We start from the raw sequence: 26977 nt of genomic DNA, 5'->3' as shown, positions 1-26977 counted from the left end.
GAAGAGCACGACGACTGGCAACGGGGAAAACGATGAGTACGACACGCATCGCCGGTACTGGGCTTACCCGCTTCGGCGTTCACGAGGGGCGCTCTGGCCGGGATCTTTTCGCCGAAGCGGGGCTGGCAGCGCTCGCGGACGCCGGGATTTCACCCGAAGCGATTGAAGAAGTCTACTACGGGAATTTCATCGGCGAACTCGCCGAGGAGCAGGGGCATCAGGGACCGCTAATGGCCGACGCGATCGGTGTGGCTGCACCGACGAGGCGCCTCGAGGGCGCGTGCGCCTCGAGCGGACTGGCCGTCCGTGACGCCGTCCGTGCGATCGAAGCCGGCCAGACCGACGTCGCCGTCGTCGGCGGAATGGAGCGCCTGACCAACATGGGGACGACCGCGGTGACCGGTGGATTGGCGACGGCCGCCGACGCCGTATACGAAGGGCAGGCCGGGGTCACGTTCCCCGGGGCGTACGCACTGATGGCGCGAGCCTATATCGAAGCATACGGCGGCTCGAAAACCGACCTCGCCCACATCGCGGTCAAGAATCACGCGAACGCGGCCGCAAATCCAGACGCCCACTACCAGCACGAGATTACCGTCGAGGAGGCACTTGAGGCGCCAATCGTCGCCTCGCCGCTCGGGCTGTACGACGCGTGTCCGATCAGCGACGGCGCTGCCGCCCTCGTCCTGGTGAGCGAACGCTTCGCCGAGTCTCACGGCCTCGAGGCGCCGACGGCGATCACCGGTTCCGGGGCCGGGTCCGACCGACTCGCCCTCCAGGACCGAGCGTCGATGACGTACACGCCTGCGACTGAAAGCGCAGCCACTGAGGCGTACGCGGCCGCCGGAATTACCTCACAGGACGTCGATCTGGCTGAAGTCCATGACTGCTTTACGATCGCAGAGGTGCTGGCTCTCGAGTCCCTTGGCTTCATCGAGCGCGGCGAAGGAATGGGGTTGGCTCGAGATGGTGTGACGACCAGAGGCGGTCGATTACCAGTAAACCTCTCAGGTGGGCTAAAGGCAAAGGGGCATCCGGTCGGGGCGACGGGCGCCGCCCAAGTTGTCGCCGTTGCCAGGCTGCTCGCGGGGACCCACCCTAACGCGTCGGCCGTGCCGAACGCGAGGGTTGGCCTGGCTCACAACGCCGGCGGAACGGTTGCGACGGCCACCGTCCACATCGTGGAGGTGATCGAGTGACCGACGAGACCACCGGCGGATACGAAGCCTTCCTCGAGGCCGTCGACGAAGGTGAACCGTTTGCGCTCGCCTGTCCGAACGAGCACTGGTGGCTTCCACCGCGGCGTATCTGTCCAACTTGCGGAGCGACGGAGTTGACGCCCGAGCCGGTTCCGACAGTCGGCGCTCTCGAGACGTACACCCGGATCGAGATTCCACCGCCTGGGTTCGGCGATGACGCCCCGTATACGACCGCGGTTGCGGCCTTTGGACTCGTCAAGATGACCGGGCTGTTGCGAGGGGTCGACCCCGATGATGTCGAGGTCGGCCAACAGGTAACGCTTTCACTCGAGGAAACGGCTGCAGGTGAGCGAGTGGTTGCGTTTCGGCCACAATAACGTCGAAGCGACAAACTCGAGGAAACGGCGTCAGAGCAGAACCCGAGCGGCGGCGGGAAGAACCCGGTCGTGGCTGTCGATCCTTAGTCGGCGAGCGATTCGGGAATCGACAGCTCAACGTCGAAAAGCGGCGCGTACTGCTGTGCTCCGTAGACGTCACCCTCGCCTGGCCCTCCGCTCGGCTGTGGGCGAGAGAGCGTGAACTTGAGCGCTTTCGCAGGGTCGAAGTAGACGAACACGTTGATCTTTTCGAGTGGGATGTCATACAACGCTGCGATGTCCTCCTCCGTGACGAGTCGGTTGTCTCGGACGTACTCATACACCGCTTGGTCCGAAAAGATGACGTCGAACGTGATGTGGTCCACGCTCGCGTTTTTGCTCCGCACCGTTTTCGTGAGTTCGTACAGCGTTTTCTTAGGCATCGGCCTCACCTCCGACGGTCGTGTATTCAACCTCATGGAGTGCCCGTGGATGATCGAGTTCGAGGAGGTGGTTGACCGACCACTCGTAGGCACGATTCGCCTTGAACACCTCGTCTGACATGAACGCTGCCGTCCCAGCGGTGCCCTTGATTCCCGGTAACCGAACGTAGAAAAAGCTGCTGCCAGCGAGGCTCGTCACCTCTTTGGCCACCTGTTCGGTCGGGGCGATGCCTTCGACGACGACCGCGAGTTCGTGACTGGCCGTCTCGACGGTGGGCTCTAACTCGCCCATCACACCGTTTTTGCCGTAGACGTGGTAGTGCACCTCGTACTCATCGTCCTCGAACTGCTCTGCGACCTTCTCACGGGAGTACGCGATCGCCTCGTCAATCTGTTCGATGACTTTCGGGTCACGAAGACCAACGACCTTGATACGGCGCTCACCGACTGCACTCGCCCCCTCGAGTTTGACCTTATAGGAGTCGCTGTCGTGGAAGACGGGGCCGCTCACGCGGGTTCGTTCGCCGTCGACGGATTCATACACGCAGTTTTCCATATCGACGTACCCGCCCGGCACGTGTTCGACGTTGGGATCCGCTCGTTCGTACATCGCGTGGCCGGCAACGGATTCGGGTGTCGTATGCTGGTACTCAGAGAGAGCCTCAAGGACGACCTCCTCCTCACGGATCGTGCCCATGATGCTTTCTTTGCCCGCGAACGGCTTGGCGAGGAAGGACGCACACTCCATCACTTTCCCCGAAAAGTACGCGATGTCCTTTGGCATTCCGGACCAGATAGCCGGCGCGGCGAAGATCGCTGGATCGACCGCGCGACCGCAGATAATGACGTCGGCCCCACCGTCGAGGGCCTCGATTATCGGTTCGACGCCCATCGCCGCAACGATGGGGTCGGTCTCAGCGATCGTCTCGGTGTCCAGTGGTGCCCGGTCGTGGAGTCCTTCGACGACCTCGCCGCCATCGATACGCTGGATCAATGACTCACGGTCGACGTCCGAGTAGATGGTCGCGAGCGTGAACTCATCGAGGTCGTATTCGTCGGCAGTCTCATTGATGAGTCGGACGAACTGGTCGACGCCTCGATTCGAACCGGTGTCGGAAGCGGACCCGATAATCATCGGGACGTCGAGTTGGCGACTGCCCCGAAGCATCAATTCGAGGTCGTGTTGTTGCCATTTCTCTTCACACACGGGGGTATCCGATCCGAACGGTTGGGGGCCGATGTCGTTACTACCAGAGTCGGCGCAAATAAAATCCGGCTCCTTCTCGACGCCTCTCCAGAAGCTCTCTTCCTCGAACGGGACGGTCGCAAGATGCCCCGTCGGGCAGAGGATATCTACTTCTTCCATTTCGTAAACCAACTGGAGAAGCATCCTCTCCGCACTTATACTTTGTTGTGACCTGGAGTCGCTCTCCGAACAGGAATGATCGTTCAGCGGCTAGTCGCTATCTCTGTGGTCGAGTCGCGTACGGTACCGACGGAGGCCGTTGGTCCCCCAATCTAGAGCTTGTACGCGAGATACATCGCAAACAACGAGTACGCCAGCGCACCCATCGTGACCTCCAGTTCATACGAATGCGGGAGCGAAAACAGATACAGAAACAGGAGGTACGGCAAACAGAGCCCCACGCTGATTCCGACATTCCACTGCGTCGGGGAGAGCCCCAGCGAGCGGCGAACCCGCTCTCGCAGTGGCATGGCCCGTTTCGACTCCGAGAGCGGCGTCGCAACGACGCTCTCGCCAGGTGTGTCCATCGCCGGGGGATCCCGGGTCGAGTCGGGTCGTCCGTCCGATTCAGTCATAGTGATGTGGAGATGCGAGAGCGACGATATTAGTACTTTGCACCCGGCGTTGGCTGTCGGTTGCTCACGGGGCCTTTAGCTGAAGAAGAGGGCGCTAAGCCCCCGTCCTCAAGGAGCGAGGCGAAGCCGAGCAAGTAGGGCGGGGATACAGCGCCCGCACGACTCGCAACCGATTCTAATCAGAACAGCTAACACATCACAACCACTAGCAGAGAGCAAGTCGCATGGAGTACAGTCCACGATACCGTCTCTTCCCAACGACCGAGCAACGGGAGAGTCTCGACTGGACTCGTGACATCGTGCGACAAGTCTACAACAACGCGCTCCACGAATTCAACCAAATCCCAGAGGACGAAGGCACGCTTCGACAACGCGTCTGGCGGGTCCGCGACACGCTGCCCCAACTCAAGCAACAGTGGACTGACCTGAAACACGTCTACTCCACTGTGTTGCAAAAAGCCGTCGAGCGCATTCGAACTAACATCACCAATCTCGGTAAGCTGAAAGCCAAGGGGTACGATGTTGGCTCGTTAAACTGGAAGAAACCGCGAGAGTACAGGAGTTTTACGTATCGGCAATCGGGCTTCGAACTCGACACCAAGAGTGGCCCACGAGGCCGAGCGATACTCCGACTCACAAAGGTGCGCGGCGACACGCTGGAAATCCCTATCCGAATCCACCGTGACCTTCCAGAACACGACGCTATCAAGGAAGTTACGGTGAAGAAAGAGCCCACGGGAGCGTGGTACGCCTCGTTCTGCATCAGTACAGACAAACCAGCGAAACCAGAGCTCGACGAGATAGACACCAGAGATACAGTCGGTATCGACCTCGGTGTACTCAACTTCATCCACGACTCGGACGGCCGGTCCATCGAACGGCTCGAGTTATCCGTCGACCGAGAGCGACTCGAACGCGAGCAACGCTCGCTCTCTCGCAAACAGTACGAGTCGAACAACTGGGAGAACCAGCGACGTCGAGTCGCGAAGGTTCACGCGAGAATGTCGAATAAGAAGCGCGATTACAAGCACAAGCTCGCGCATTTCTACGCGACGGAATACAACGCCGTGTTCGTCGAGAATCTCGATGTGACGTCGATGCTCGAAGCCGATGGCAACGCACGGAACAAGGCCGAAGTTGGCTGGAGTGATTTCCGTGCAATTCTCGAACACCACTGTGACAAGCACGGCACCCACTACGTTGAGGTAAACCCTCGTGGAACGACGAAAGAGTGTGCGTCGTGTGGTGTGGAGACCGAGAAGCCAGTATGGGTTCGAGCACACTCGTGTCCGTCATGCGGGTTCGAGTTGGATAGGGATTGGAATGCAGCGTTAAACGTGAAATCACGTGGTCTAGAGAAACTAGGAGTGGTTCACTCCAAAGCAACGCCTGTGGAGACTGCGACCGCTGTGGACTCGGTTTCCGTGTCTGCAAGTCGCGTCGTAGAAACGGGAAGCCCCTGCCTCAAGGAGCCGCCGAAGGCGGCGAGTAGGCAGGGGTAGTTCACACTAAGTAGGCATTGAGGATCGTCAGATTTCGACGCAACCCATCGATCATCTCGTTGTGTTCCTCAAGCACGGCGTGGGCCTGTTGGAGGTGAAACGCGATCTCGTCACCGGTCGATCCGTCCGACGGGAGGTCACCGCGTTCGATAGCGACCAGGTTCGATTCCACAGTGGAGATCGCCTGTGACATATGTAGTCTAAACGACTGGAGGAGATCGATACGCCGCTCTAGTTTGGCAAGTGCCTGGTCACGGTGGCGAACTGCCTGATCGACGGACAAATGGTCAGTCGCCTGTTGAAGCTCCTCGAGTTCGGATTCCTCCGACTCGAGGAGAGACTCCAAGCGTTCGAGTGCAGCCGATTGTTGCTCGAGGATCGTTCTAGTCTCGGCGAAGGGGTTGGAGTTCGGTTCCGAGTCCTCGAACGCCTCGATCTCGCGCTCAACGGTCTGGCGACGTTTCTCGTCGAGTGCTGCGAGTCGGTTCACGAGGTCCGCCGTTTCGACGAGGGTAGTCATCGGTGTGGCACGTGGATGTCGTATCTGGCCGGTGCAGGATTATAGTAGTTACTACCGACGGCTCTCGGGGCCGCGTAACGAGCGGACTCATCCCCCCACAACAGGCGAGGAACCAGTTCATCGTCTGTTCGGCCAGAGATCAGTATCTGCGGGAGAAGAAACCTATAAGTGGGTGGAGTTGACACTGATGTTGTGAGGCAGTCACATGGCTACCAGTAGGCGAAAACTACTCGAACAGATCGGAGGGGCAGGCGCATCGCTCGGTGTGGTTTCACTCGCAGGATGTTTCAGTGGTGGAGAAGATACAGACCTCGGAAACAGGGAAGCGACGGCAGATCTCCCGTCGGAGGCCCGCGTCGAGGAGATGACCCACTATACCACGACCGAAGCATACTGGTCGGAGCGGTTCCATGCCGTACAACTGGTCGACCAACGCCTGACCGAACACCTCGGACTGCCGGTCGAGCCGAAAGGGCTCGAACTCTCTGCCTGGCCGGAGTACCAGACGGAAGGGCGCTTTGGGTTCTGGTCGAGCAACTGGTCGTCTGGAGACGGCGATCCAGACAGCCAGCTGATGGACACGTTCACCACGGACGCCGGATCGAATTACTGGCGATACTCGAACGAGGAGTACGACGAAATCGCCCGTGAACAGCGAAGAGCGACGGATCCGGACGAGCGCCAAGAACTGGTGTATGAAGCCCAGCGCATCCTCGGCGAAGAACGTCCCGAAAGCCAGATCGTGTACAACTATCGGACACACGCGATCAACAACGAGCGGATCGACGAGGATTCGGTCGTGCTCAATTTCATGGGCATTCGGAACATCTGGAACCTCGTGTCCATGGAGCCGCTCAACGACGAGGGCCGGACGATCGTCACGAACAATTTCGATCCGACCGACTCACTGAATCCCCTCCATCAGAACACTGTCGAAGCGCTGCGTAACGTCTGGGGCGTCGAGCTCACGCATGACTACCTCTACCAGACGGATCCAGAGATGAACCCGCAGCCGTGGGCCGCTGAAGGTCACGACTGGGTGGACGAGACGACGATCGACGTCCAACTCAGATCTGACCTGGTCGCTCACGACGGCGAGTCGATCACGGCTGAAGACGTCGTCTTCACGTTCGATCTCATCCTCGAGACCGAACCGCCAATCTATACGAACATCGTCAACACCGTCGTCGACACGGTCGAGCAACGCGGCGACTACGAAGTGCGCTTCGTACTCGGTGAGCCGTATGCGCCGTTTATCACGAGTACGCTCGGTCGCGTTCCAATTCTCCCCAAACACTACTGGGAAGAGATCATGGCCGACACGGGGAACGAAGACACGCCGTGGGAGATCTCGTTTATCGACCGTGATCTCGTCGCATCCGGCCCGTTCATCAAAGGGCGCTGGGAGCAAGGCGAGCGACTCGAGTTCGACGCCTTCGAGGACCACCCATTTGCCGCCCCCAACATCGATAAACGAATCGAGCGTAACCTCGCCTCGCGTGACGCAGAGATTAACGCCCTCGAAAGCGGGGAGTATGACACGTTCGAGACGTGGTTCGGTAGCCCATCCGACCTGAACGAACTCGCCGAAGAGAACGAGCACATCTCGATGGTCAAACACCTGACTGACACGCGAATGGCGATGTGGTCACAATGTGAACGCAAGCCGTTGGACGACGTCGCCGTCCGTCAAGCAGTCAACACCGTCGTCATGGCTACCCAACAGGAGATCATCAGCGAAATCTTCGACGACATCGCGGACCCTGCCTATTCGCCGATTAGCCCGTCACTCGAGTTCTGGCACAACCCAGATACACCAGTTTTCGAGGGTGGGCCCGAGGCCGCGGTCGAACTCCTCACAGACGCCGGATACCGATGGGATGAAAGCGGCCACCTCCACCTTCCAGAGGGCGAAACCGTCAACTAACCGGCGTCTCCGGATCAGGTAATTATATTTGTGAATAGCAACACCATCACCTATAAGCAGGAATAAACATGATAAATCGGAAATATTTGGCTCGGCGATTAGCATTGATGGGTGTGTCGTTTTTCATCGTAGTAACCATCCTGTTTTTTCTCTTTAGACAGGTCCCAGGTGGCCCCACAGCCCACCTCGTCGCAACCGGCGTCCCCCAAGACGTCCAGGAACGAGTCATCGAATCTTACGGCCTAAATGAACCCCTGTGGAAACAGTACGTTCTGTATATCACAAACGTTTTCCAGGGGGATTTGGGCCACTCGTTCTACTATAATCGGCCCGTCATCGACATCATCGGCGATCGGTTTTACAATACGATCATCTTGATGATGACCGCGATTCTCCTCGCGTATACTGTGGGCACGTATATCGGCGCCCAACTCGCCTGGATCCGTGGGTCGTCGATGGAACGGAAGGGGATGGTTGCGGTCCTCTTTTTCCGGTCCATGCCCGCGTTCTGGACGGGGATCCTCCTGCTGTACATTTTCGCATTTCAGCTGGAACTGTTCCCCCTCGGCGGGGTCCGAGGCATCGATGCCGACTATTCGACACAGTTAGGAAAGTTCTTGAGCGTCGACTTCCTGCATCACCTCGTGTTGCCGGTGCTGAGTATCGCCATCTTCTACGTCGGGTTTCCGATTTTGTTGATGCGGTCGAACATGCTCGAGGTGTTGACCGAAACGTACATTTTCACAGCACGAGCCAAAGGTGTTGCAGAGCGTCGAGTGATGCTGAGCCATGCAGCGCGAAACGCGATTCTGCCGATCGTGACGGCGTTGGGCATCGAATTCGGGTTTGCAATTGGCGGCCAGGTGCTCATCGAAACTGTCTTCTCATGGCCAGGACTCGGAAGGGAGATGGTCGATGCTTCGCTGCGAAATGATTATCCGCTCGCACAGGGGACGTTTATCCTGCTCTCGGCGATGGTCATTTCGATGAACTTCATGGCCGACCTCGCCTACACATACCTCGATCCGAGAGTCGAACTTGATCAAGAGTAATACCATGACAACGAAAGAATACACAACCGGCCAGTCGGGATCGAGCAGGGTGGAGAAGTACGTTCAAAGCGTCCGTCAGATCCTCAAAGAGCAGGGCCGGGTGTTCATCCAGTCACGGATGGCTCTCGCCGGGGTTGCGATCCTGCTCTTCTATACGTTCGTCGCCATCTTCGCGCCGATCCTCGCCCCGTATGGCCCACAAGAGCGCCACTATGCAGCTGATGGGTCCTGGATGAGCCTCGAGCCACCGTCACTCGCACACCCGCTTGGGACGACCGAGTCGGGATACGACGTGTTGTCCCAGGTGATTATGGGCTCTCGGATCGCCCTGTTCGTCGGATTACTCGGTGCGTTTATGGTTGCCGTCATCGGCACAGCCGTTGGCGTCGTTGCCGGGTACTACGGAGGGGCGGTCGACGAGGGACTCATGCGCTTTGTGGACATCCTCTACGGACTGCCGTTCGTGCCGTTCGTGATCGTGATCACGCTCATCTTCACGCCGAGCATCTGGAACATCATTTTCGGTATCGCGCTCCTGTACTGGCTGTCGACCGCTCGTGTCGTTCGGTCGGAAGTCTTATCGATCAAGGAACGGCCGTACATCGAGGCAGCACAGGCGAGCGGTGCGAGTCATCGTCGAGTCATGTTCGTACACGTTCTTCCGAACGTGTTGCCGATATCGGCGCTGTATGCGGCGATCGCGGTCGGCTATTCGATCACGGCCGAGGCCAGTATTTCGTTCCTCGGGTTCGGCGATCCAAGCGTCGCCTCCTGGGGGGTGATGCTCAACCAGGTCTATCACACGCAATCGCTCGAAGCCTGGTGGTGGCTCCTCCCACCGGGGCTTTCGATCACGCTCGTCGTAATGGGCGCATACCTCGCTGGACGAGGCTATGAAGAGATCGTCAACCCACAACTCCGAGAACCTTAACCGATGACTGAGACACACACTTCACTGGATTTCGACGAGAGCGCACCGGTCCTCGAGGTCTCACAGCTCGAGGTGAGTTACAACACGCGCGAGTACGGGAAAGTGACCGCAGTCGACGACGTGAGCTTCGCCGTACAGGACGACGAAATATTCGGCCTGGTTGGCGAGAGCGGCTGTGGAAAGAGTACCGTGGCCAAGGCCGTCCTCAACCTCTTGCCACGAAACGGCGCTATTGAATCAGGGGCCGTACGCTTCAAGGGCGTCGATATCACGGACCTCACACGCGAGGAGATGGACGCCCTTCGCTGGGAGCACATCTCCGTGATCAGCCAAGGTGCGATGAACGCGTTGAACCCAGTCCATCGAATTTCCGATCAAATCCTCGAAGCGATACAGACGCACCGGGATGTCTCGACTGCCGAGGCGCGTGATCGAATCGTCGACCTCTTCGAGTTAGTCGGGCTGGATTCCCAGCGGATGGACGAGTACCCCCACCAGTACAGCGGCGGGATGAAACAGCGCGCATACATCGCGATGGCGCTCGCGCTCGAGCCAGACATCATCATCGCGGACGAACCGACGACGGCACTCGACGTCATCGTTCAGGATCAGATCCTCAGGCAGATAAAAGAGCTCCAGTCCGAACTGGGGGTGTCGATGGTCTTGATCTCTCACGATATCAGCGTCATCGCCGAAACGTGTGAACGACTCGGCGTGATGTACAGCGGAAAGATGATGGAGTCGGGGAATCTCCAATCGATCTTCGCCGAGTCACACAATCCGTATACGTTGGGTTTGCAGAACGCATTTCCGACCCTCAAAGGGGAGAAACAGGACCTGATAAGCATCCCAGGAAGCCCACCCCCGATCACCAATCTTCCCTCAGGCTGTCGGTTCTACGACCGATGTCCGTTCGCGGAACCGGGCTGTCTGGATGCTCATCCTCCGCTCACGGAAGTGAACGACGATCATTATTCTGCGTGCTACCGCCACGAAGACGCCGAAATGATGCGCGAACAGGCTCGTGAACGTGACACGTGGCAGAAACAAGATCCGCACGCGGAATCGACAGAAACCAACGCCGCAGCGGTGGGCGAGGGTGAGACAAATGAGTAACACGAACGCGAGTACAACACAGATGGCTTCGACAACAGAAACGCCGGGTGTCGTCATGGAGTGTGAGTCCCTCGAGAAACATTTCCCCGTCAATCAGGGCCTGTTAGATATGCTCAGAGGGAAGGAACCGGATCAGGTCCGCGCGGTCGATGGGATCGACCTCCAGATTCGCGAGGGAGAGATCGTTGGACTGGCGGGTGAATCCGGATGTGGAAAGACGACGTTCGGGAAGACGCTTATCCGATTGCAAGATCCCACCGGTGGAACGATACGCTACAGGGGCGAGGACGCTACCGGTATCGATGGAGCCGAGTTGAAAGCGTTCCGCCGGAACGTCCAGATCATCTTCCAGGATCCCTTCGAAAGCCTCAACCCGCGTCTTACCGTCGAGAAAACGGTACGTGAACCGCTGAAAGTTCACGGAATTGGCGACGAGGAGGAGCGGTACCATCGAGTGACCGAGGCACTCGAACGTGCGGAGTTACGGCCAGCAGAATCGTATATCGACAAATACCCACACCAGTTGAGTGGCGGTGAAAAACAACGCGTCTCGATCGCTCGCGCGCTCGTGCTCGAACCGGATTTCCTGCTCGCAGACGAGCCGGTTTCGATGCTCGACGTGAGTATTCGGGCGGGCGTCCTCAATTTGCTCCAGCGGCTAAACGACGAACTGGGGATCACGATGCTGTTTATCAGTCACGACCTCTCCTTGCTCCGGCAGGTGTGTGACCGAGTCGGGATCATGTATCTCGGACGGCTCATCGAGTTAGGGGAGACCGAATCACTGATCGAGCAGCCATTACACCCGTATTCGAAGGCGTTACTCGCTGCCTCACCGGAACCGGATCCGTTTGCCGACCGGGACCACGTCGAGCTGAGCGGGTCGATTCCAGATCCGATCAACCTCCCCTCGGGCTGTAGGTTCAAAGACCGGTGTCCAGAACGTGAAGTGATCTGTGACCATATCGATCCGCCGCTGCTCGACGTCCAGACCGGGGTCAACCGAAAGGCAGCCTGTCATCTGGTCTATGATGACGCCGATAAAACGCGGTTCGAGGAGGCACTCGAGTCCGAAACGGAGGTTTCGGAAGCATGACCCGGTCATCGAACGCGGCCACAAGCGCGGTCGAAACCCGGGCCAACGCGGAACGGCTCGAAGCAGCGGGACGAAGGCGTGGCGAACGAGCAAAAAACGCGATCAGCCAGAACATCGAACGGTTCACGACAGCCCTCGAGCGCCAGAGTCATGACCCACACTCACTCTATGAGCGGGTTCGAGACCGCGACGAACTCCTCTCAGCGGAATCACGAGCGACGATACGCGGGATTTCGACAGCAACCGGAATCAGCGTCGACAAATTACTCGCCTACAATCTCTATCGAGAGCGCGTCTTTGGGAGAGGCTGTACGGCTGCGATCGCTACTGGCGACGCGATAGGTCCGGACGGGACGCTGTTCTTTAAACACAGTGACGCCGGGATCAGCGACGCGTTCGAGGGCCCAGCCTATCATCAGAACCAGGAGATCAACGTCGTTCGCGTCGAAGACGAGCCCGATTCGAACGCGAGCATACTCATCGCTGGTGCGGGCGTGACCGGGATGAAAATGGGCGTCAACGAACACGGACTCGCGATCGGCAGTACCTTCTCACGAACGACGACGTATACCGCAGACGACCAGAGCGAAGACGACATCGAAGTCTCTCAGGGGAGTCGACGCAGTGAGTACATGCGGGAGGCGCTCCTCGAGTGTGACTCGGCCAGGGAGGCGACAGCCTATCTGGCCTCACGTCTCGTTACCGAGCCGATGGATACACCGGGAAACATCCTGATCGCCGATCCGACCGAAGCGATCGTACTCGAAGGAGAATACGATCACATCGCTAGCGAGGCGACCCGAAACGGGCTTCTCGCTCGGGGAAACACGTTCGAACTTCTCGACGAGCTGGCGGTATCGCGTGAGGAGTATGCCTCGACCCATGCGCGATACGATCGAATAGTCGAACGATTACACGAGGAGTATGGGTCAATCGACATCGACACCCTGCAGCGCGTGTCCGTCGACCACGAAAACGGGCCTGGGGGGCGCTCGATCTGCGTGCACCCGGACGAGACGGACACAACGACTGGTGTTGACCACACCGACGATGATAACAGTGCAACGTGTTCGTCGGTACTCTGGCACCTTGACCCGAGTGAACCGGCTGAGAGTCGCCTCTACATCGCTCTTGGGACACCGTGTACTGCGTGGCGAACCGAGGCGCGAGAGGGATGGATCTGTCTGTCGCCCACTGATGGCATCGATGACGTGCCCGAATCGTTCTTAAATGGCGAAGCCTGGCTCGAACACTATCGTCCTGACGGCCCGATCGATGCTGACGTCGCGTTAACATCGCTCGAGGAGCACTAGGGCTCGAAATGGCCGCAATCAGACATAGACCGATAGTAGTCGTTAGAATTTTTCACGCAGAGATTGTGGGTCCTTGCAATGGAACATCTTGACGAGATCTCTGTCGAGGAGTTGCAAAACACCCTCGACAACGTCGACGGGAAAAGCCGACACAACGGCTATTGGCCGCGATTACGTACAAGAACGGTGTTCAACTGATTGAACTTACCGAGTGATACGGGGTTGAACGGAAAACGATCTACAATTGGCTCACGCGACTCGACACGGACAAGTCGCTCGAGCAGGCCGTCACTTATATAATTTATTTGGGAGAAAATAGAAACTCTCGGAAAACTATCAATATCAGCTCGAAGCAACCGTCCACGAATCTCCCGAGGAGGTAGGGCTCGACACGCCGGCGTGGACGCCAGCGCTGGTTCAGCAGTATCTTGCCGAGACCTATGATGTCGAATACTCACTCCCGAGCTGTCGGCGGTTGCTGAAAGAAGCGGATTGAGCTACCAGAAACCGCGACATACAGCCGCTGAGGCTGACGAAGACGACCAAGAGGCGTTCCACGACAAACTCAACAAAAGCGGCGGAAGCTGGACGCTACCGTAGTCTATATCAATCAACCCAAGCAATCCGTGCAAGTCGAGCCGGGTGCCGCATGGTTTCTGTGCGACACGCAGCCAGCTGTCGGACTCTCTGGGCAACGTGACTGGACGTATCTGTTGGGCGCGATCACCGAGGACGGTGATCGCTTTTTCTCCCGGTTCGAAGCGTACGTCACCGCCGATCACGCGAATATTTCATTTTCACAGTATGCAAAGCGTTCAAAGATGATTCGCTCGTTGTGCTCGATGGAGCGCCGTATTTCTAGGCGTCAGCCGTCACGGGCCGCCTGGTCCGTGACGACCTCGCCTTCGTCACGTTACGGGCGTACTTTCCCGAACTCGATCCGGTCGAAGAGTGCTGGAGACAACTCCAAACGACTCTCAGCAACCGGTTCTTTGAGTCACTTGCTGAGCTTACAACAGCGATCGACAACGTCCTCGACCAGCTCTCGGTTCCAAAAGTGAGTAACTATTTCTAATTACAGGACATCGAGGAGAAAGCCCACGACTTCAGTCGTGGGATGAATCCGACACTCCGCTACCCGAACCACTCTCGATAGCAGGCCTGAGTCTCCCATGCTAATCCATACGTTTACGAACCAATATTACGTAGTACGGAGTGATGAAGCGAGCCAACCAGTTCGACGTTCGCCCTCGCTCTACAAAAGAGCGAGAGGTGTTCGTTCGCTGGTTGGATGCTTCTGCGAGTCTCTGGAACGAGACCAACTACGCTCGTCGCCAAGCCTTCCTCACAGACGAAAGTGTCTGGGACGCCGACACCGGAAGGCTCGAATGCAAATACAAAGGCGTCCTCAGTAGTTCGGTCGCCCAGCAACTCATCCGCAAAAACTCCGAAGCGTGGCGGTCGTTTTTCGCCAGTAACGAGAAGTACCACGCCGGGAAACTCGATGCACGTCCGTCGCCACCGGGATACTGGGGCAACGAAGACGACGGACGAGTGCTTCGCACCTACGTCCGAAATGACCAGTACACCCTTGAGTTCGTGAACCGGTCCCGGCTCGAAGTCCCGATTGGCTCCGAACTTAAAGACGAACTCGGGCTGAACCGCAATCAGCGCCTTCGCGTTGAGGTTGCGGGCGACCCGAAGTGGAGCGGCAAACAAGGCCGACTCGAACTCGTGTACGACGAACTCGAAGAGACGTTCAGGGCTTTCCAACCAGTCACCATCGACAGTTCTCGACTGGATTCACCACTGGCTTCGGAAGAAGCCGCTCTGGACGTTGGCGCGAACAACCTCGTTGCCTGCACGACAACGACCGGCTCCCAATACCTGTACGACGGACGTACCTTGTTCACGGAGTTCCGTGAAATCACGGAACAAATCGCACACTATCAGTCGCGTCTCGAAGACCAACACACGTCCAGCAAGCGCATCGACCGTCTGTACCGAAAGCGCACGAACCGCCGCAACCACGCCCAAGACAGTCTCGTCCGCAACCTCGTGGAACGACTGCACGAAGAGGGCGTCTCAACGCTGTACGTAGGCGACATCAAGGGCGTTCTCTCGACGCACTGGTCGCCGCGTGTGAACGAGAAGACACACAACTTCTGGGCGTACCGGCGGTTCATCGACCGCCTCGAAGACGTGTGCGAGGAATACGGCATCACGGTCGGGGAAGAACCCGAAGCGTGGACGAGTCAAGAGTGCCCTGTATGCGGTGAACGCGACAATACACGTCGCCACGAGGATTCGTTGGCGTGTCCATGCGGGTTCGAGGGACACGCAGACCTCGTAGCCTCAGAATCATTCCTGAGACGGCAATCAGCAGTCGGGTCGATGGCACGGCCCGTGTACCTCAAGTGGAACAATCACGATTGGCGAGGTCACCACAGCCCGCCCTCCATCGCGGAGACAATGGCCAACGAGGCGTACACAAACCAGAGTACCGCACCGAGCGGGAATGTCGCTCTCGGGGACTCAGACGACTGAGACTCCCACGAGAGGAATCCCACGACTTTAGTCGTGGGTGGATGTCAATACTATAATGGGCGGCCCTTTTGGCACCAGTGACCCCCACAGACTCTTGGTTGATACGTTAATAGAATGCGACGCTCTTTGAGAGTAGCACACTCCACCACTACCTGCTCGCCGCAGGCGATGCGAGCAGTCGAGAATGTGTGTGGAAGCGACATCTCGCCGGGAGAGACACCGGGTGGAGACATTTCGCTCAGCACGTCGGGCGCTTTGCAAGAGGTGGGTTCCAGGGGACTCCACAACTAGTAGTGCTTCATCGGCGATCGAGGCGGATACTCCGACCCTTGCGGTCGGGGTTGTTGACCATCCTCGTTCGGCCGGGAGCGTCGCTACGGCTCACCGGCACTGGAGACAATCACGCACCCGACTCGCGAGGCCAGAACCGCGCGAGAAACGAGCCAGTGCCCGCAAGCACCAGGAACCCGAACGCGGCCACCTGCACCCACGTCCCGACCCGGAACGCCAGAACATCACCGTTTGGGACCCCAAGCGAGGCAATCGCAAGGGAGCAAACGGCGGCCAGTACCCACAGGCTAGCCTGGCTCGGGTTCCAGGCATCGGGGATCATCGCTGGATACTGCGAGAGATAGACCACGACCAACACGACCCCGGCCGCAAGGCCTGCCGTGAGCACGACCGCGGGGGTAAGCCAGACCGTGGTCACCTCCCCTGGACAGCCGAGCTGTCCCGGCTTGGGTTGCTCTGAACACATCTGGGCCTGGGGCAGGAAGGCACGCAAGACGTACAACGCGGCCGCCACGAGGGCAAGCCCCTCCCCGGGAGTGGCGCCCTCGAGATCAAACCACCACACCGTCCGACCGGAGGTGGCTGTGGGTTGGTCTTGCCAGGGGTCCTCAGCGCGCATGTTGGCTCACCCGGGGCCAACACGGAGATAATTCTGTTGCTCGTCCTCGGGGAGGTTGTGCGGTGTACAGGACAGCCGTGGAGCACACGCGCGGAGTTCTGGGGCACCCCGGTTGACATCCACCCACGACTGAAGTCGTGGGCATTCTCCTCGAATCTGTGTAAGCAGCTCTGGACAAGAGCCTGTCGAGTGTCGTTTATCTTCGTAGAGAGCCATCCACTTGCAGTGGATGTTCCCTGTCCAAAGTGTCTGTATGCTCCTTGCGAAGTGGTTGCTCGCGAAGTCATTGAGCAGGGGCTACGAACGACGTTTGAGTGTGGCGACTGCGGACATCGTTGGGATGTGGTCTTCTGATCAGTTTCGACTCTGAAGACTGCGAATCGATCACGGTCACTCCGTAATCAGCCCTCGGTATCTTCTTGTTGTTCCTGTTCGAGGCGTTGACAGCCGCTCACTAACGAATCGGGGATCTCGGTCGAAGCTGCGTGTAAGGCTTCAAAAACGACAGCGACGCGATCGAACTGCGGGCCTCGACCTGCAACCAACGGATCGGGCTCCCAGTCGATGAAACTCCGATCAGCCAATTTCGGCAGATGGTGATGGTGCAACTCCTGTCGAAGGTGTTCAGGATCACCAGGGTTGGTGGGGTTGATCGCACTCTCTGGTAACGGGACGGTGGTGTCTGGTGGGGCATCTAATAACGAGCTGATGAGTTGGCGGCGAGGTTCAGCTGAAAGGACCTCGAACACGCGATCCCACCCTTCGGTCACACGTCGTCCATCCCCATGTTGTTTGACTCGTGCTACCATACCAATCACTTGGACCCCTTCACAATAAGTGGTTCCCCTAATAACAGAAACTGTTATTACTTAAATATCGAGCTACGAGGCGAAATCTCTCTTCAAACCGGGTGCGTTCATGACATACCATGGTAACAACTCCTGAGTCTGCACTGAGCGTTTACCATCCACACAAACTGAACCGAATCGAGTGCGACATTCGCGCGCTGTATGCAACATCACTGTTGAGACCTATCACCGAGTGAGGATTTCAACACAGCCAGATAGACTTCGCTCCCCGCTCTCTCTATTCGTCTCTCTGCCGCCGCCTATGAGATGAACTCCTTGATAATCCGGCCTTCAGCCCGATGCAGAACGCCGCTGGCCGCCGATTGATTGACTTCAAGCGTTTCTGCCAGCTCAATGAGCGTACAGCCGCGAGGACTGTCGTAGTAGCCGCGTTCAACCGCTTCAGTAATGACCTCCCGTTGGCGCTCGGTCAGGAGTCCGCTCGCATCGTCTGATTGCGTGACCGACACGATTTCATAGGGGATGTCAGCCGCCGCTAACGCGGTAGTGAACTCCGACAACTGCTCCTGTGAGCCGATCAGTTCACCTGCTATCCACCCGTCGCGGATGATGAGGGGAAGTCGCGGAAGGTTCCCTGTCGTGATTCTCGCCTCATACGTTGACGGCATCGGGAACACCAACTGGGTCAGTACCATCCCCTCGTCGGAATGGAGCACTTCGTACGAGCGCACCTCCGGTGACTCGTCGAATCGGCGAACGATGGCGTCCTCGACCGGTGTCGTTACCTCGACCAATTCGAGCACGCCATCGTCTACGGGATGGGTCGCCAGGATCTTGAACTCGGTGTCCGAGAAGTCCGTCGAGACACCAGCCAGCCAATTGTCGTCATCTGCCCCAATATTGACCTTCAGGTGTACATGTGGCATAACACGCTGGAGTTAGCTGACGAACGGCTTAACAGACTCGCGGATAGCTTAAACGGGTGAATGTATTCACGCGTAAATCCGTGGCCTCGCTCAGCGTAGCAGCACCATGCCACCTATGGCAACTTCGCTCGAAAATAAGACCTCCCACAGGTCATCGAACGGGTGGCGGTTTGGCCGGGGATCACGACAGGTGAAGGACAATTCTGGTGGAGCGCCCTGACTCGTCCCACTGTCCTAGTAGAGAATATCTATGAGCACAATTGAAACGGTCATCCCCGTCGTGCAAGGACTACTCGGACTCGCCATGGTGGGTGCGGGCAGCGCGAAGATACTCGGCATCGACCTCGCGAAAAACGACTTTGAGCGGTACGGCTACCCCCAGTGGTTTTTCGTCGTGACCGGTGGTATCGAGGTTGTCGGCGGGCTCGGGTTGCTCATCGGGCTCGTGTTCGCGCCGATTCTCGCTGTCCTCGGCGGAATGTTAATCGCCGCCACGATGCTCGGGGCCATCTTGACGCATCTCTTCCGGGTTGACGATCCTCTCTGGAGATCAGTCCCGCCAGCGATTTACCTCATAGCCGGACTCTTCGTCACGGGTTTCCTGCTGCTCTCGTTTTAGCAGCGCGGTGAGGGTTCTTAAGCCCCGTCCTCAAGGAGCGACCGAGGGAGCGAGTAGGGCGGGAATCCAGCACCCGCACGACTCTCACCCAAAACTAATTACAATATATAACAAACCATAACTCATAGACGAAAGCACGTCGAATGGAGTACAGTCCACGATACAGACTCTTCCCCACGACCGAGCAACGGCAGTGCAGCACCAGCTCAGCAGACTATCGTTTTTCTGGCAGCTCGAGGCTGCTGCATACAGAGGATGAATGCAGCACAGCAGAGTTATTCATTCCGCGCTATTACTTCTGAACTATCCACTCAGGTCCCGGCGGTAGTGATCGATGCTTCAATGTCGAGAATGTCGGCAAAACAGGAGATCGTTGTAACCGATTACATGACCTCGTCATAGAACAGGGAAATCGGTTGGAAGATGAAGAAGTTCTCCTCCCGAACGACACACCACTGCCACCTACCCGTTGCAGGCCAGCCTTCCCATTTTGAAGCGAGATGACCGCTCTCGCGTAGGCAAGCCACACTTCTCAACCCCGTTCCGATGTGAAACGTCCACCACCAGAAGACATTTACTGATTTACAAGAGATGGCAGAATAGTAATGAAACGACGAACCCTCCTGGCGGGCGTCAGTCTCGGGCCCGGTCTCTTTGCAGGCTGTCTGGGCAGAACGCCTAAAGCCGATGGAAATCAGACAAACACCACCAATGGCACGTCCCCGTCTACAGAGAACAACACCACCCAGATGGATGACGCCCAGTCTAGCGAAATCGAATACGAGCAATGTGAAGCTCCCTATGTAAACCCCAACAAAACTGAACTCCCTGCACCGGCTCAAAAAGAGATAACGACTGCACTTCAAGGAGGTGAATATGAAACGACCAACGATCTTATTCTCCCGCAGGTATTTGATATTCAAGAATCATATATTAAAATGGATAGGACAGATGGAAGGACAGTCTACTATACTGCAAACGTAGAAAAAGACGGAGAGATCAACCGTCTCTCCCTCACGGAGGAGTTCCCCCCTGTCGGCTCACTGTATTTTAGAAACATAACACCAGAGATACGTACATTCGATATTCGCCTGGTCTATCATGCGGATATTACTACTGACTCTGCCTACAAAGGGCAGGGTGACGTGCTCTTCGACGAGACGGTGGAACTCGCGGCATTAGACAAGGTGGAAGGTCACAAAGTAGCATTGCTTGACTATGGAGAATACCGATTTGGAACTTATCGTCTTGAGATTAGCGTAGATGGCGAAAACGATGACGTGGTATGGAGTATGTCGGAAGAACACGATGCGCTCGATAATGCAATAGAATATACAGGTTCTGGAGAACTGTCCCCGCCTAAGCGTAGACTTTCAGAATACGGAACCCTCCGTAATTGCAGTTGGGACGAAGACGGCAATCTAGTTTCAGGCCTAGGATCACACTAACGACGATGGCTCCCGATTTAAATCATCGACGTCATGAGCGTGAGACGTATGCTACGTGAAATTTCTATCTTTAGTTCGTCATTCTGACAACTATCAGTAGGAACGTTTTCGGTCCATTATCTGCTTGTCCTGTACTGAGCGATCATCGTCTGCACAAATCAAGCCTGATCTCGTGCAACATTCGCGCTGTGAGTTCAGCACGGGTTGTTCGAACCATTCCGTTTCTGTCAGGAGTGGCGTGCCCAACCCGGAGTATATATTCAACACGACTGTATCTTTGTTTAATTGTCTCAAATAATTCAAATCTTCAGTATCGGTACGAACATTCTGTGTCGTCGCGAGATAGGACTCAACAGGATCTGCTATCGATGGTCACAGTTCGGCCTCCAGTTCACTCGTCAGTCTCCGGAATCCGCGACTGACGACTGTTCGTCCACCAGAACGGTGCCGGTGCTAGTGACGGTCACGTTGCATCCGGCGTACGGAAATGTGACCTGCCAGTTAGCGTCCTCGTCGGTTGCGGCAGGTGACAGATTGGCGAGCGCGTCAGGATCTATGGTGTTGTAAAGTGGCGGAAGTGATTCACCACGCCCCTCACCCGACCCAGGGCTGTCTGACGGTAACACTGGGATGTTAGTGACGGCACTGACTGCGTTGAGAACGGCTTCGACCACAGTCTCGTTGCCGTTCGGACTGTATTCAAATGTGTGTAGGTCCGTCGCAGGTGAGTCCCCCTCATCGACCTTACTACCCATTCTTACATATTGTTGATTGAGCATCGGTTTACCGCTTGCCTACAATTATGGAGGTCTTTTAAATACTGCTGTCACTCCTCACTACCATCATCCGTGGAATCGTGATGTGCGATAGTACTTCTGAGAAGATTTTGGTATCCCCGGCGAAGGCGGTCTGCAAACGAGGGGCGCGAAATACCGAGTTGGTCGGCAAGCGTTTCGAGGTCAGTAGCACGGGGGTGGTCGTAATAGCCTTCATTGAACGCGAGGAGTAACGCCTCGTACTGATTAGCGGTGAGGCCGTACTCATTACCTGCCTGCATCTCAGCCAGCGACTTCAGCCGTGTGAGTCGGGTGTTGATGTCGTGGTCGGCACAATATTGCTGAAACCCCGAGATTTGGGTTTGGTCTTCGGCGCGGAACTCGAACGTCCAGTGGTCGTGCGTGCCGACCGCCGACAACAGCGTGAGATCGTTATCAGGGACGGCGGTGAGGACGCCTTCCACGGCAGGGTTCCACTGGGCACGATATAACCCCCGGTTTTCGATGGAATCGATGCACGTTACCGACTCAAATGCTGATTCAGTTGTCAGGCTGCTTTGAATGTCGTCATTAGAGATGTCGTTTACCCAGAAATACGGGAGGAGGCCTTGGTCGGTGGGAACAACACGCTCTATCTCGACCGTTGCGTGCGGCAGGTTATCGAAAATTCGACCCAACGGGAAGTCCTCTGCCGGGATAGTGAACTCTGCGATGGTCGTCATACCAGCAGTCACAACGGCGAAGTGGAAAGTAGTACACTCTATTCGAGTCGCGGCTGAACCTACAATATCGATCACTGTCGTAGAACAGTTCATCTCTACTACAGTATTATTCGACAGGGCCTGACAGAGTGGAAGCAAGAACGGGCTCTCGAGCAGTTTTGCGAACACACGATCAAACTCCGTCGGGCGGCCGAACTCGCCGATGTGACCTACGTTGAGATGGTGTCGCTGGCCGTCGAGGAGGGCATCGACATCGGCTACTCGACCGCAGACCTCGAACGCGACCTCAAGCGGATCTGATGGTCGTCATTGATAGAAATCTCTCCCCGAAACCGTATCAAAGGTATCAGTCATCTACCCACTAGCCAGTAGAGTAATGTATCTATGTTCACATGTGGTAGTTGCGTGAGGGGGAGGGGCTCCAGTAGCCAGTCACAGCCGTGACACCCAACCCATACAATTGGCGTTCTCCTCACGTTTGCGCACCGAGTGGCTCCCATAGTTACTATTGAGAAGCAGTCACGTCTGGTACATCGAGTAGGCTGAAAACGGGAGAGGGGAGCGCTGACCCAGGTCGATGGTGGTAGCAGGGTGATAGCAGTGGAAGGTCGGTATCAGTGCGCCCCTCCCCATGTTGGGTTAGTAACACTATCCGAAAGAGTTGATGGACCCGGCAAGGGTGAAGGGGTTCTGAGTGCAGCCCCGAAAAGCATCACGCAATATCCCGACTCGTGTCATCGACCCACGACTGAAGTCGTGTGGAGGATGTCAATCTGTAGGTGAGTTTTGGAGGCGCTCCCAGATTTGCAAGCACTCCGTACACAGGTACCCGGCGTATCCGTCAACGACATGCCGGGTCACACACGTCTCGTCCCCACACCGTTCACATTCCATTGAACCCCCGGAACCGAATTGTCACTCAGTAAGATAGTATTTTCGGCCAACAAGGAAGTGAACGGGCAAGACGGTGTGTGACCGTCACACGTCGACGTAGCGGGCTTCCCACTCGCGACGGTCCTGGATCAGTTCGAGCCCCGTGTCAGAGATCATGTAATAATTCGTTCGCCGGTCAAGTTGCCCTTTCTCGACGAGAGCTTTGTTGACCAGCGTATCGAGATTCGGGTACAGTCGGCCGTGGTTAATATCGCTATTGTAGTACTGCTCGATTTCGTCTTTAACGTCCTGACCGGATGGCTGATCGGCACCGGCAATGACGTACAGCAGATCTCGCTGGAATCCCGTGAGGTCGTGCATGCTCTCGAACCCGATGATCGGTTGGGATATTGTAATAAACGCCATACACGATACTCACGCGTATTTTTGTGTCCCTACGCAGTCCCCAACGGAATATCTAAAGAGCACAAAGAAATCCGGCACACGTTGCACACGCTACACCGATATTCTATTCGTGCATCGCTCTCGAACGTCCAACTCGTGACGATTCCACGTCTGTCGAATCTACCGGAGAACGGTCTCACATCTCGAAGAACCCGTTCAAATTTTGGGAGACACAATTCGCGGAGTGCAATGACGTCCACCCGAAACCGGCAGTAGGTCATCGACAGTCAAGTAGCTCCTCGAGTAGGCTTGAAAGCCGCATAGGTATAAATTATATATATACTGTTGATCTACTATGCCGTATGAGGCATGACAGTTCAACAACCGACACGGCTGATAACCCTACCAAGTGGTCATCGGTCGGCCTCCCACTGCCAATCCGAGATACCAATCTCTTCAAGCACAGCGCAAGTTCGCATATTCTCCAGTTCCTCGCAGATAATCCTGATATCGATGTATCGATCCGTCAACTTGCACGTGTCACCCCAACGAGTGAGCGTGCGACTCGTGAAGCCGTCAATACCCTCGAAGCGAACGGGCTGATCGAGACAACTCACGAAGGGAACGCCCGTCGTGTCCGAATCAACAAAACACGACTCGACAAGCCAACGGATCCGATCCGTACGATCCCACAATCAGCGTTCCAGACCCCGGTGCGCATTGCTCGCCACTATATCACTGAACAACTCGCAGATGTCAACGGGATTATTCTCTTTGGAAGTACGGCACGCGGGGAGGCCGACCGCCAATCGGATATCGACTTGTGGGTACTCGTTGGTGAGGATCACATGCGTCAGCGTCACGAGGCAAACAAACTCGTCAAGCAACTCGAGGAACTCTATATTCCATCAACAATTGGGATAGCAACTCCCGAACACGCTGATTTCGAATCAAACTGGCCGGCGATTACGGCACAACTCGAAAACGAATCGTCTGACGACCCCTCGGCAGAACGGTATTCATTTGAAATTATTGTCGAAACTCCACAATCGATACTCGCCCAGCGAGACCGGGTCGATACTGAGGCGTTGTTCGGTGATGGGATCACCCTTCTCTCGACAGAGACCCTTGAGCGAGTGAAAGTGGAGATAATATCCGATGAGTGACCGGGGGAGCTACTCGAACAAATTTCTGCGGCAGAAGACGCCTTTGGGCACGCCTACGGCCAACCGACGTTCGAACCAGAACTGGACGCGGCTCCGGGAGCAGACGATGGAAAAATTCAGATCCAGAAAGCGTGTCGCCTCCTTGAGTTGATACACCGACTCGACGAACTCGGCGACTACTATGGAGCGGTTCTCGAGCACTCATTCATCGTTATCGAACATACGCTTCAGGGATACCTCATTTCTATTGCTGGAACCGACCCGAAGGAACTCCGAATTGACCTCCTCCACGCCCTGAAGGACGTGGAATCCGACCATCGGATTTCCGCCGAGTGTGACGTTCGAGGTTCCAACCCGCACTCAAGGGGAACCAGAGACACTCTGGCGAAACTCTCGTTTTCTCCCCTATATAGGGCTGTGGCCCGGTCAACCAGGCCCCACCGAATACCATGTCATCGCCGTGTGACGAACAGACCGCGTTCGTCACCGCCCCTTGTCTGTTCAGGGCCGGCATCTCACGGTATTCGTAGTACTTCATGGGACGCAGGGGCACACAAAAACGATTACGGTGGAAATCCGACTCGGCCACCGACAGCGGGTGTCGCACCAGGCCTACCGCTCGACCTACGCCTGAAGACGCAGGTATGCGCTCGAAAATCATATCATGACTCTCCGTATGAGTTCGCGAAAGGACAAGTGCCCCTTGAGGACGCGACAATCCAAATGCTGAAAGCGTTATATGATACCCGTCGAACAGAACACTACTACGGAACAACCGTCACGACAGAAGCCCAGGCAAAACGCATGCGAGACGTAGCAACTACCGTCCATTCTCATATCGTGATGTTCGATCATGAAACCGAACGATACTGTCGGTGTCCATCAACAGGGTACTGATCGGCAACGAGAAATCGTTTCACTGAAGGGTTGTTCGAGCCGTTATCGGCCAGTCTTCGAGTGAGACACCCCAATAGCGCACCAAAGGCGCCGACTGTCCACGGGTCACTCGAACGACGGAACCAACTCGAGTTCCACCATTATCTCCATCGGCGGCCGGGATGGCGACAGCCGACGCAAGTGACCCCGTCGGCAACCGTCTCCTCTTTCACCTCCGGAACCGGAATCGTGCCAGCTATAGGCTTCACAAGACATTCTTCGGTGAATGCTCGACACCCCACGAGTTCGGCTGTTCGCCCTTGGCATCCTTCTCCTCGCTTTCGTCGGCCTTTTTGTCGCGTACGGCGCCCTCGAGCCCGATCCTGCCCTCCACGACTACCCAGGTGATGAAGAGCTCGCAATCGATTACGACCGCTACGTCGGCCAGCAAGTCGACATCGGAGGGACGGTAATCGCCACCGACCCACTGACCATCGAGGTCGACCACGAGCACGGCACCGACACGTACGTCATCCGGAACGGCCCAGAAACAGCCGTCGGCCAGGACCTGCGTGTGTTCGGGACCGTCAGGCCAGATGGGGAACTCCTCGCTCAGGAGACGATTGTCCAAGAGCGCTGGGAACTGGCCTATATGTACCTCGTCTCCCTTCTCGCGGCGGGGTGGCTGGTGGTACGCGCGCTTCGGCACTGGCGCGTCGACCCCCAGGCGCTCGCGGTCATCCCCCACAAGGAGGACGCCGATGCCTGAGTTGCTCACCCACGTCCTCGTCGGGTTCACGCTGGCGACCGTCCTGTCATGGTACACTCGGTGGCTCACGGCCCCGTACGTGACTGTCGCGATGGTTGGCGCGGTCACGCCGGATCTCAGCCGATTCGATCTCCTCTTCCCAGCCAAGGCGATTGAAGCCGCACTGGGCATCCCCTTCGACTGGTGGGCGTTCCATACCCTCGGGGGCACCGTCCTCGTCGTCGCCCTCGGGGGCCTCCTGACACCAACTGCCTACCGGCGTGGCGTCGTCGCGATGCTCGCTCTCGGGGCGCTATCTCATCACGGCCTTGATCTCCTCCTGGTCAATCCGTCGGGCTACGCCTATCCCGTGTTCTGGCCGCTCACCCAGTATCACCCGCCCACCCCAGGCTTCTATTTGAGTAGCGATCGCTGGCCTGCCTTCTTTGCCGGAGTCGGTGCCACGGTGGTCTGGGCCATCGATCACCGCAGGTAAGCCGCACACGAGCCGCTCAAGAGCCATGAAGACACACCGATAGTGCTCCAATCGTGTTCTCGACGGGTTGAACAGCCGAGACTGCATGAGGTTACACGCCGCGATCAACAAGCTCGGCCTCGCCAGTGATCCCATTGACGGCGGTCACCCGCGCGGTCGTCTGAATCTCCGTAATGTCTCTCTCGAGAAGGCAGACGACTCGCCATCGATTTTACAGACAAGTGTCCTGTCGGGTTGTTCGCCGACGATGTCGACGATCACTTTCTTATCCGATTCGGATCTTTCGCCCAGAGGCTCGACACACCGTCAACACTCGCTGACGTCTGTCGGCATGCCCTCCGGCGCATTGTTCGCGCTTTCCCGTAATGTCTCATAACGCA

The 26977-nt window shown here is 57.0% G+C and carries 27 protein-coding genes and 1 pseudogene; 18 read left to right on the top strand and 10 right to left on the bottom strand.

What is annotated here, in order from left to right:
- The first annotated feature begins 32 nt into the window (after positions 1-32).
- On the top strand, positions 33-1199 hold the full coding sequence (locus tag NGM29_RS05830; RefSeq protein WP_254159493.1) for a thiolase domain-containing protein: 1167 nt from the start codon (positions 33-35) through the stop codon (positions 1197-1199).
- Positions 1196-1576, top strand: a complete 381-nt coding sequence (locus tag NGM29_RS05825; protein ID WP_254159491.1) for a Zn-ribbon domain-containing OB-fold protein — start codon at positions 1196-1198, stop codon at positions 1574-1576. Before NGM29_RS05830 ends, NGM29_RS05825 begins: the two co-directional genes overlap by 4 nt.
- An 83-nt stretch (positions 1577-1659) precedes the next feature.
- Here NGM29_RS05825 and NGM29_RS05820 read toward each other — a convergent pair whose 3' ends face one another.
- From NGM29_RS05820 to NGM29_RS05810, 3 genes are all read right to left on the bottom strand, one after another.
- Positions 1660-1998, bottom strand: coding sequence for a DUF4387 domain-containing protein (locus NGM29_RS05820; protein ID WP_254159490.1), 339 nt, complete (start codon positions 1996-1998; stop codon positions 1660-1662).
- Positions 1991-3364: an acyclic terpene utilization AtuA family protein gene (locus NGM29_RS05815; RefSeq protein ID WP_254159489.1), complete on the bottom strand. Its 1374-nt coding sequence runs from the start codon at positions 3362-3364 to the stop codon at positions 1991-1993. The genes NGM29_RS05820 and NGM29_RS05815 overlap by 8 nt, the downstream gene beginning before the upstream one ends.
- Positions 3365-3516: 152 nt before the next feature.
- Positions 3517-3819, bottom strand: a complete 303-nt coding sequence (locus NGM29_RS05810) for a hypothetical protein (RefSeq protein ID WP_254159488.1) — start codon at positions 3817-3819, stop codon at positions 3517-3519.
- A gap of 224 nt (positions 3820-4043) precedes the next feature.
- Here NGM29_RS05810 and NGM29_RS05805 point away from each other — a divergent pair, with 224 nt between their 5' ends.
- A complete protein-coding gene (locus tag NGM29_RS05805; protein WP_254159487.1) occupies positions 4044-5321 on the top strand; it encodes an RNA-guided endonuclease InsQ/TnpB family protein in 1278 nt (425 codons plus the stop codon).
- A 1-nt stretch (position 5322) separates the two neighbouring features.
- On the opposite strand, the gene NGM29_RS05800 is transcribed toward NGM29_RS05805, so the two are convergent.
- Positions 5323-5841: a hypothetical protein gene (locus tag NGM29_RS05800; protein ID WP_254159486.1), complete on the bottom strand. Its 519-nt coding sequence runs from the start codon at positions 5839-5841 to the stop codon at positions 5323-5325.
- Between the two features lie 205 nt (positions 5842-6046).
- Here NGM29_RS05800 and NGM29_RS05795 point away from each other — a divergent pair, with 205 nt between their 5' ends.
- From NGM29_RS05795 to NGM29_RS05760, 8 genes and pseudogenes are all read left to right on the top strand, one after another.
- A complete protein-coding gene (locus NGM29_RS05795) occupies positions 6047-7768 on the top strand; it encodes an ABC transporter substrate-binding protein (protein ID WP_254159485.1) in 1722 nt (573 codons plus the stop codon).
- 68 nt (positions 7769-7836) lie between these two features.
- Positions 7837-8820 carry an ABC transporter permease gene (locus tag NGM29_RS05790; protein WP_256548185.1) on the top strand — a complete coding sequence of 328 codons (984 nt, stop codon included), beginning with the start codon at positions 7837-7839 and terminating at the stop codon, positions 8818-8820.
- Positions 8821-8824: 4 nt separating this feature from the next.
- On the top strand, positions 8825-9751 hold the full coding sequence (locus tag NGM29_RS05785; RefSeq protein ID WP_254159483.1) for an ABC transporter permease: 927 nt from the start codon (positions 8825-8827) through the stop codon (positions 9749-9751).
- A gap of 3 nt (positions 9752-9754) precedes the next feature.
- Positions 9755-10867, top strand: coding sequence for an ABC transporter ATP-binding protein (locus NGM29_RS05780; protein ID WP_254159482.1), 1113 nt, complete (start codon positions 9755-9757; stop codon positions 10865-10867).
- A gap of 22 nt (positions 10868-10889) precedes the next feature.
- Positions 10890-11963 carry an ABC transporter ATP-binding protein gene (locus NGM29_RS05775; RefSeq protein ID WP_254159481.1) on the top strand — a complete coding sequence of 358 codons (1074 nt, stop codon included), beginning with the start codon at positions 10890-10892 and terminating at the stop codon, positions 11961-11963.
- Positions 11960-13276 carry a C45 family autoproteolytic acyltransferase/hydrolase gene (locus NGM29_RS05770; RefSeq protein WP_254159480.1) on the top strand — a complete coding sequence of 439 codons (1317 nt, stop codon included), beginning with the start codon at positions 11960-11962 and terminating at the stop codon, positions 13274-13276. The genes NGM29_RS05775 and NGM29_RS05770 overlap by 4 nt, the downstream gene beginning before the upstream one ends.
- 78 nt (positions 13277-13354) lie before the next feature.
- Positions 13355-14351: pseudogene (locus NGM29_RS05765) on the top strand (IS630 family transposase).
- A gap of 143 nt (positions 14352-14494) precedes the next feature.
- A complete protein-coding gene (locus NGM29_RS05760; RefSeq protein ID WP_254159479.1) occupies positions 14495-15823 on the top strand; it encodes an RNA-guided endonuclease InsQ/TnpB family protein in 1329 nt (442 codons plus the stop codon).
- A 400-nt stretch (positions 15824-16223) separates the two neighbouring features.
- Here NGM29_RS05760 and NGM29_RS05755 read toward each other — a convergent pair whose 3' ends face one another.
- The 3 genes from NGM29_RS05755 to NGM29_RS05745 form a co-directional block, all read right to left on the bottom strand.
- Positions 16224-16580: a hypothetical protein gene (locus NGM29_RS05755; RefSeq protein ID WP_254159478.1), complete on the bottom strand. Its 357-nt coding sequence runs from the start codon at positions 16578-16580 to the stop codon at positions 16224-16226.
- A 554-nt stretch (positions 16581-17134) separates the two neighbouring features.
- Positions 17135-17542 (bottom strand): hypothetical protein, encoded by a 408-nt coding sequence (locus NGM29_RS05750; RefSeq protein WP_254159477.1) that lies wholly within the window; start codon positions 17540-17542, stop codon positions 17135-17137.
- 299 nt (positions 17543-17841) lie between these two features.
- A complete protein-coding gene (locus tag NGM29_RS05745; RefSeq protein WP_254159476.1) occupies positions 17842-18468 on the bottom strand; it encodes a helix-turn-helix domain-containing protein in 627 nt (208 codons plus the stop codon).
- 250 nt (positions 18469-18718) lie between these two features.
- Here NGM29_RS05745 and NGM29_RS05740 point away from each other — a divergent pair, with 250 nt between their 5' ends.
- Complete coding sequence (locus tag NGM29_RS05740; protein ID WP_254159475.1) at positions 18719-19087, top strand: DoxX family protein; 369 nt, start codon at positions 18719-18721, stop codon at positions 19085-19087.
- A gap of 605 nt (positions 19088-19692) precedes the next feature.
- Entirely contained in the window at positions 19693-20535 is an 843-nt protein-coding gene (locus NGM29_RS05735; RefSeq protein ID WP_254159474.1) for a hypothetical protein, read from the top strand.
- Between the two features lie 398 nt (positions 20536-20933).
- Here the strand turns inward: NGM29_RS05735 and NGM29_RS05730 are convergent, their stop codons facing one another.
- Together NGM29_RS05730 and NGM29_RS05725 are read right to left on the bottom strand one after the other, a co-directional pair.
- Positions 20934-21314: a HalOD1 output domain-containing protein gene (locus tag NGM29_RS05730; protein ID WP_254159473.1), complete on the bottom strand. Its 381-nt coding sequence runs from the start codon at positions 21312-21314 to the stop codon at positions 20934-20936.
- Positions 21315-21361: 47 nt separating this feature from the next.
- On the bottom strand, positions 21362-22033 hold the full coding sequence (locus NGM29_RS05725; protein WP_254159472.1) for a helix-turn-helix domain-containing protein: 672 nt from the start codon (positions 22031-22033) through the stop codon (positions 21362-21364).
- 66 nt (positions 22034-22099) lie between these two features.
- Between NGM29_RS05725 and NGM29_RS05720 the strand changes: the two genes are divergently transcribed.
- Positions 22100-22333, top strand: coding sequence for a UPF0175 family protein (locus tag NGM29_RS05720; RefSeq protein WP_311136850.1), 234 nt, complete (start codon positions 22100-22102; stop codon positions 22331-22333).
- A gap of 678 nt (positions 22334-23011) precedes the next feature.
- On the opposite strand, the gene NGM29_RS05715 is transcribed toward NGM29_RS05720, so the two are convergent.
- Positions 23012-23287 carry a PadR family transcriptional regulator gene (locus tag NGM29_RS05715; protein ID WP_254160431.1) on the bottom strand — a complete coding sequence of 92 codons (276 nt, stop codon included), beginning with the start codon at positions 23285-23287 and terminating at the stop codon, positions 23012-23014.
- A 386-nt stretch (positions 23288-23673) separates the two neighbouring features.
- Here NGM29_RS05715 and NGM29_RS05710 point away from each other — a divergent pair, with 386 nt between their 5' ends.
- From NGM29_RS05710 to NGM29_RS05700, 4 genes are all read left to right on the top strand, one after another.
- Positions 23674-24477 (top strand): nucleotidyltransferase domain-containing protein, encoded by an 804-nt coding sequence (locus NGM29_RS05710; protein WP_254159471.1) that lies wholly within the window; start codon positions 23674-23676, stop codon positions 24475-24477.
- Positions 24478-24498: 21 nt separating this feature from the next.
- Complete coding sequence (locus tag NGM29_RS21585; RefSeq protein ID WP_484549576.1) at positions 24499-25374, top strand: DUF8154 family protein; 876 nt, start codon at positions 24499-24501, stop codon at positions 25372-25374.
- 265 nt (positions 25375-25639) lie between these two features.
- Positions 25640-26122: an OB-like fold-containing membrane protein gene (locus tag NGM29_RS05705; RefSeq protein WP_254159470.1), complete on the top strand. Its 483-nt coding sequence runs from the start codon at positions 25640-25642 to the stop codon at positions 26120-26122.
- Positions 26115-26597, top strand: coding sequence for a metal-dependent hydrolase (locus tag NGM29_RS05700; protein WP_254159469.1), 483 nt, complete (start codon positions 26115-26117; stop codon positions 26595-26597). Before NGM29_RS05705 ends, NGM29_RS05700 begins: the two co-directional genes overlap by 8 nt.
- Positions 26598-26977 lie beyond the last annotated feature (380 nt).

The sequence above is a fragment of the Natronosalvus rutilus genome, assembly GCF_024204665.1.
Taxonomy (GTDB): Archaea; Halobacteriota; Halobacteria; order Halobacteriales; family Natrialbaceae; genus Natronosalvus; species Natronosalvus rutilus.
Note: the sequence above shows the minus strand (reverse complement) of the source record. Positions and strands in the feature narration are given on the sequence as shown.

What these genes read in the sequence shown, in the direction of transcription:
- NGM29_RS05830 (WP_254159493.1), top strand. Translation starts at nt 33, where the DNA reads ATGAGTACGACACGCATCGCCGGTACTGGGCTTACCCGCTTCGGCGTT.
- NGM29_RS05820 (WP_254159490.1), bottom strand. Translation starts at nt 1,998, where the DNA reads ATGCCTAAGAAAACGCTGTACGAACTCACGAAAACGGTGCGGAGCAAA.
- NGM29_RS05815 (WP_254159489.1), bottom strand. Translation starts at nt 3,364, where the DNA reads ATGGAAGAAGTAGATATCCTCTGCCCGACGGGGCATCTTGCGACCGTC.
- NGM29_RS05810 (WP_254159488.1), bottom strand. Translation starts at nt 3,819, where the DNA reads ATGACTGAATCGGACGGACGACCCGACTCGACCCGGGATCCCCCGGCG.
- NGM29_RS05805 (WP_254159487.1), top strand. Translation starts at nt 4,044, where the DNA reads ATGGAGTACAGTCCACGATACCGTCTCTTCCCAACGACCGAGCAACGG.
- NGM29_RS05800 (WP_254159486.1), bottom strand. Translation starts at nt 5,841, where the DNA reads ATGACTACCCTCGTCGAAACGGCGGACCTCGTGAACCGACTCGCAGCA.
- NGM29_RS05795 (WP_254159485.1), top strand. Translation starts at nt 6,047, where the DNA reads ATGGCTACCAGTAGGCGAAAACTACTCGAACAGATCGGAGGGGCAGGC.
- NGM29_RS05790 (WP_256548185.1), top strand. Translation starts at nt 7,837, where the DNA reads ATGATAAATCGGAAATATTTGGCTCGGCGATTAGCATTGATGGGTGTG.
- NGM29_RS05785 (WP_254159483.1), top strand. Translation starts at nt 8,825, where the DNA reads ATGACAACGAAAGAATACACAACCGGCCAGTCGGGATCGAGCAGGGTG.
- NGM29_RS05780 (WP_254159482.1), top strand. Translation starts at nt 9,755, where the DNA reads ATGACTGAGACACACACTTCACTGGATTTCGACGAGAGCGCACCGGTC.
- NGM29_RS05775 (WP_254159481.1), top strand. Translation starts at nt 10,890, where the DNA reads ATGGCTTCGACAACAGAAACGCCGGGTGTCGTCATGGAGTGTGAGTCC.
- NGM29_RS05770 (WP_254159480.1), top strand. Translation starts at nt 11,960, where the DNA reads ATGACCCGGTCATCGAACGCGGCCACAAGCGCGGTCGAAACCCGGGCC.
- NGM29_RS05760 (WP_254159479.1), top strand. Translation starts at nt 14,495, where the DNA reads ATGAAGCGAGCCAACCAGTTCGACGTTCGCCCTCGCTCTACAAAAGAG.
- NGM29_RS05755 (WP_254159478.1), bottom strand. Translation starts at nt 16,580, where the DNA reads ATGTGTTCAGAGCAACCCAAGCCGGGACAGCTCGGCTGTCCAGGGGAG.
- NGM29_RS05750 (WP_254159477.1), bottom strand. Translation starts at nt 17,542, where the DNA reads ATGGTAGCACGAGTCAAACAACATGGGGATGGACGACGTGTGACCGAA.
- NGM29_RS05745 (WP_254159476.1), bottom strand. Translation starts at nt 18,468, where the DNA reads ATGCCACATGTACACCTGAAGGTCAATATTGGGGCAGATGACGACAAT.
- NGM29_RS05740 (WP_254159475.1), top strand. Translation starts at nt 18,719, where the DNA reads ATGAGCACAATTGAAACGGTCATCCCCGTCGTGCAAGGACTACTCGGA.
- NGM29_RS05735 (WP_254159474.1), top strand. Translation starts at nt 19,693, where the DNA reads ATGAAACGACGAACCCTCCTGGCGGGCGTCAGTCTCGGGCCCGGTCTC.
- NGM29_RS05730 (WP_254159473.1), bottom strand. Translation starts at nt 21,314, where the DNA reads ATGCTCAATCAACAATATGTAAGAATGGGTAGTAAGGTCGATGAGGGG.
- NGM29_RS05725 (WP_254159472.1), bottom strand. Translation starts at nt 22,033, where the DNA reads ATGACGACCATCGCAGAGTTCACTATCCCGGCAGAGGACTTCCCGTTG.
- NGM29_RS05715 (WP_254160431.1), bottom strand. Translation starts at nt 23,287, where the DNA reads ATGCACGACCTCACGGGATTCCAGCGAGATCTGCTGTACGTCATTGCC.
- NGM29_RS05710 (WP_254159471.1), top strand. Translation starts at nt 23,674, where the DNA reads ATGAGGCATGACAGTTCAACAACCGACACGGCTGATAACCCTACCAAG.
- NGM29_RS05705 (WP_254159470.1), top strand. Translation starts at nt 25,640, where the DNA reads ATGCTCGACACCCCACGAGTTCGGCTGTTCGCCCTTGGCATCCTTCTC.
- NGM29_RS05700 (WP_254159469.1), top strand. Translation starts at nt 26,115, where the DNA reads ATGCCTGAGTTGCTCACCCACGTCCTCGTCGGGTTCACGCTGGCGACC.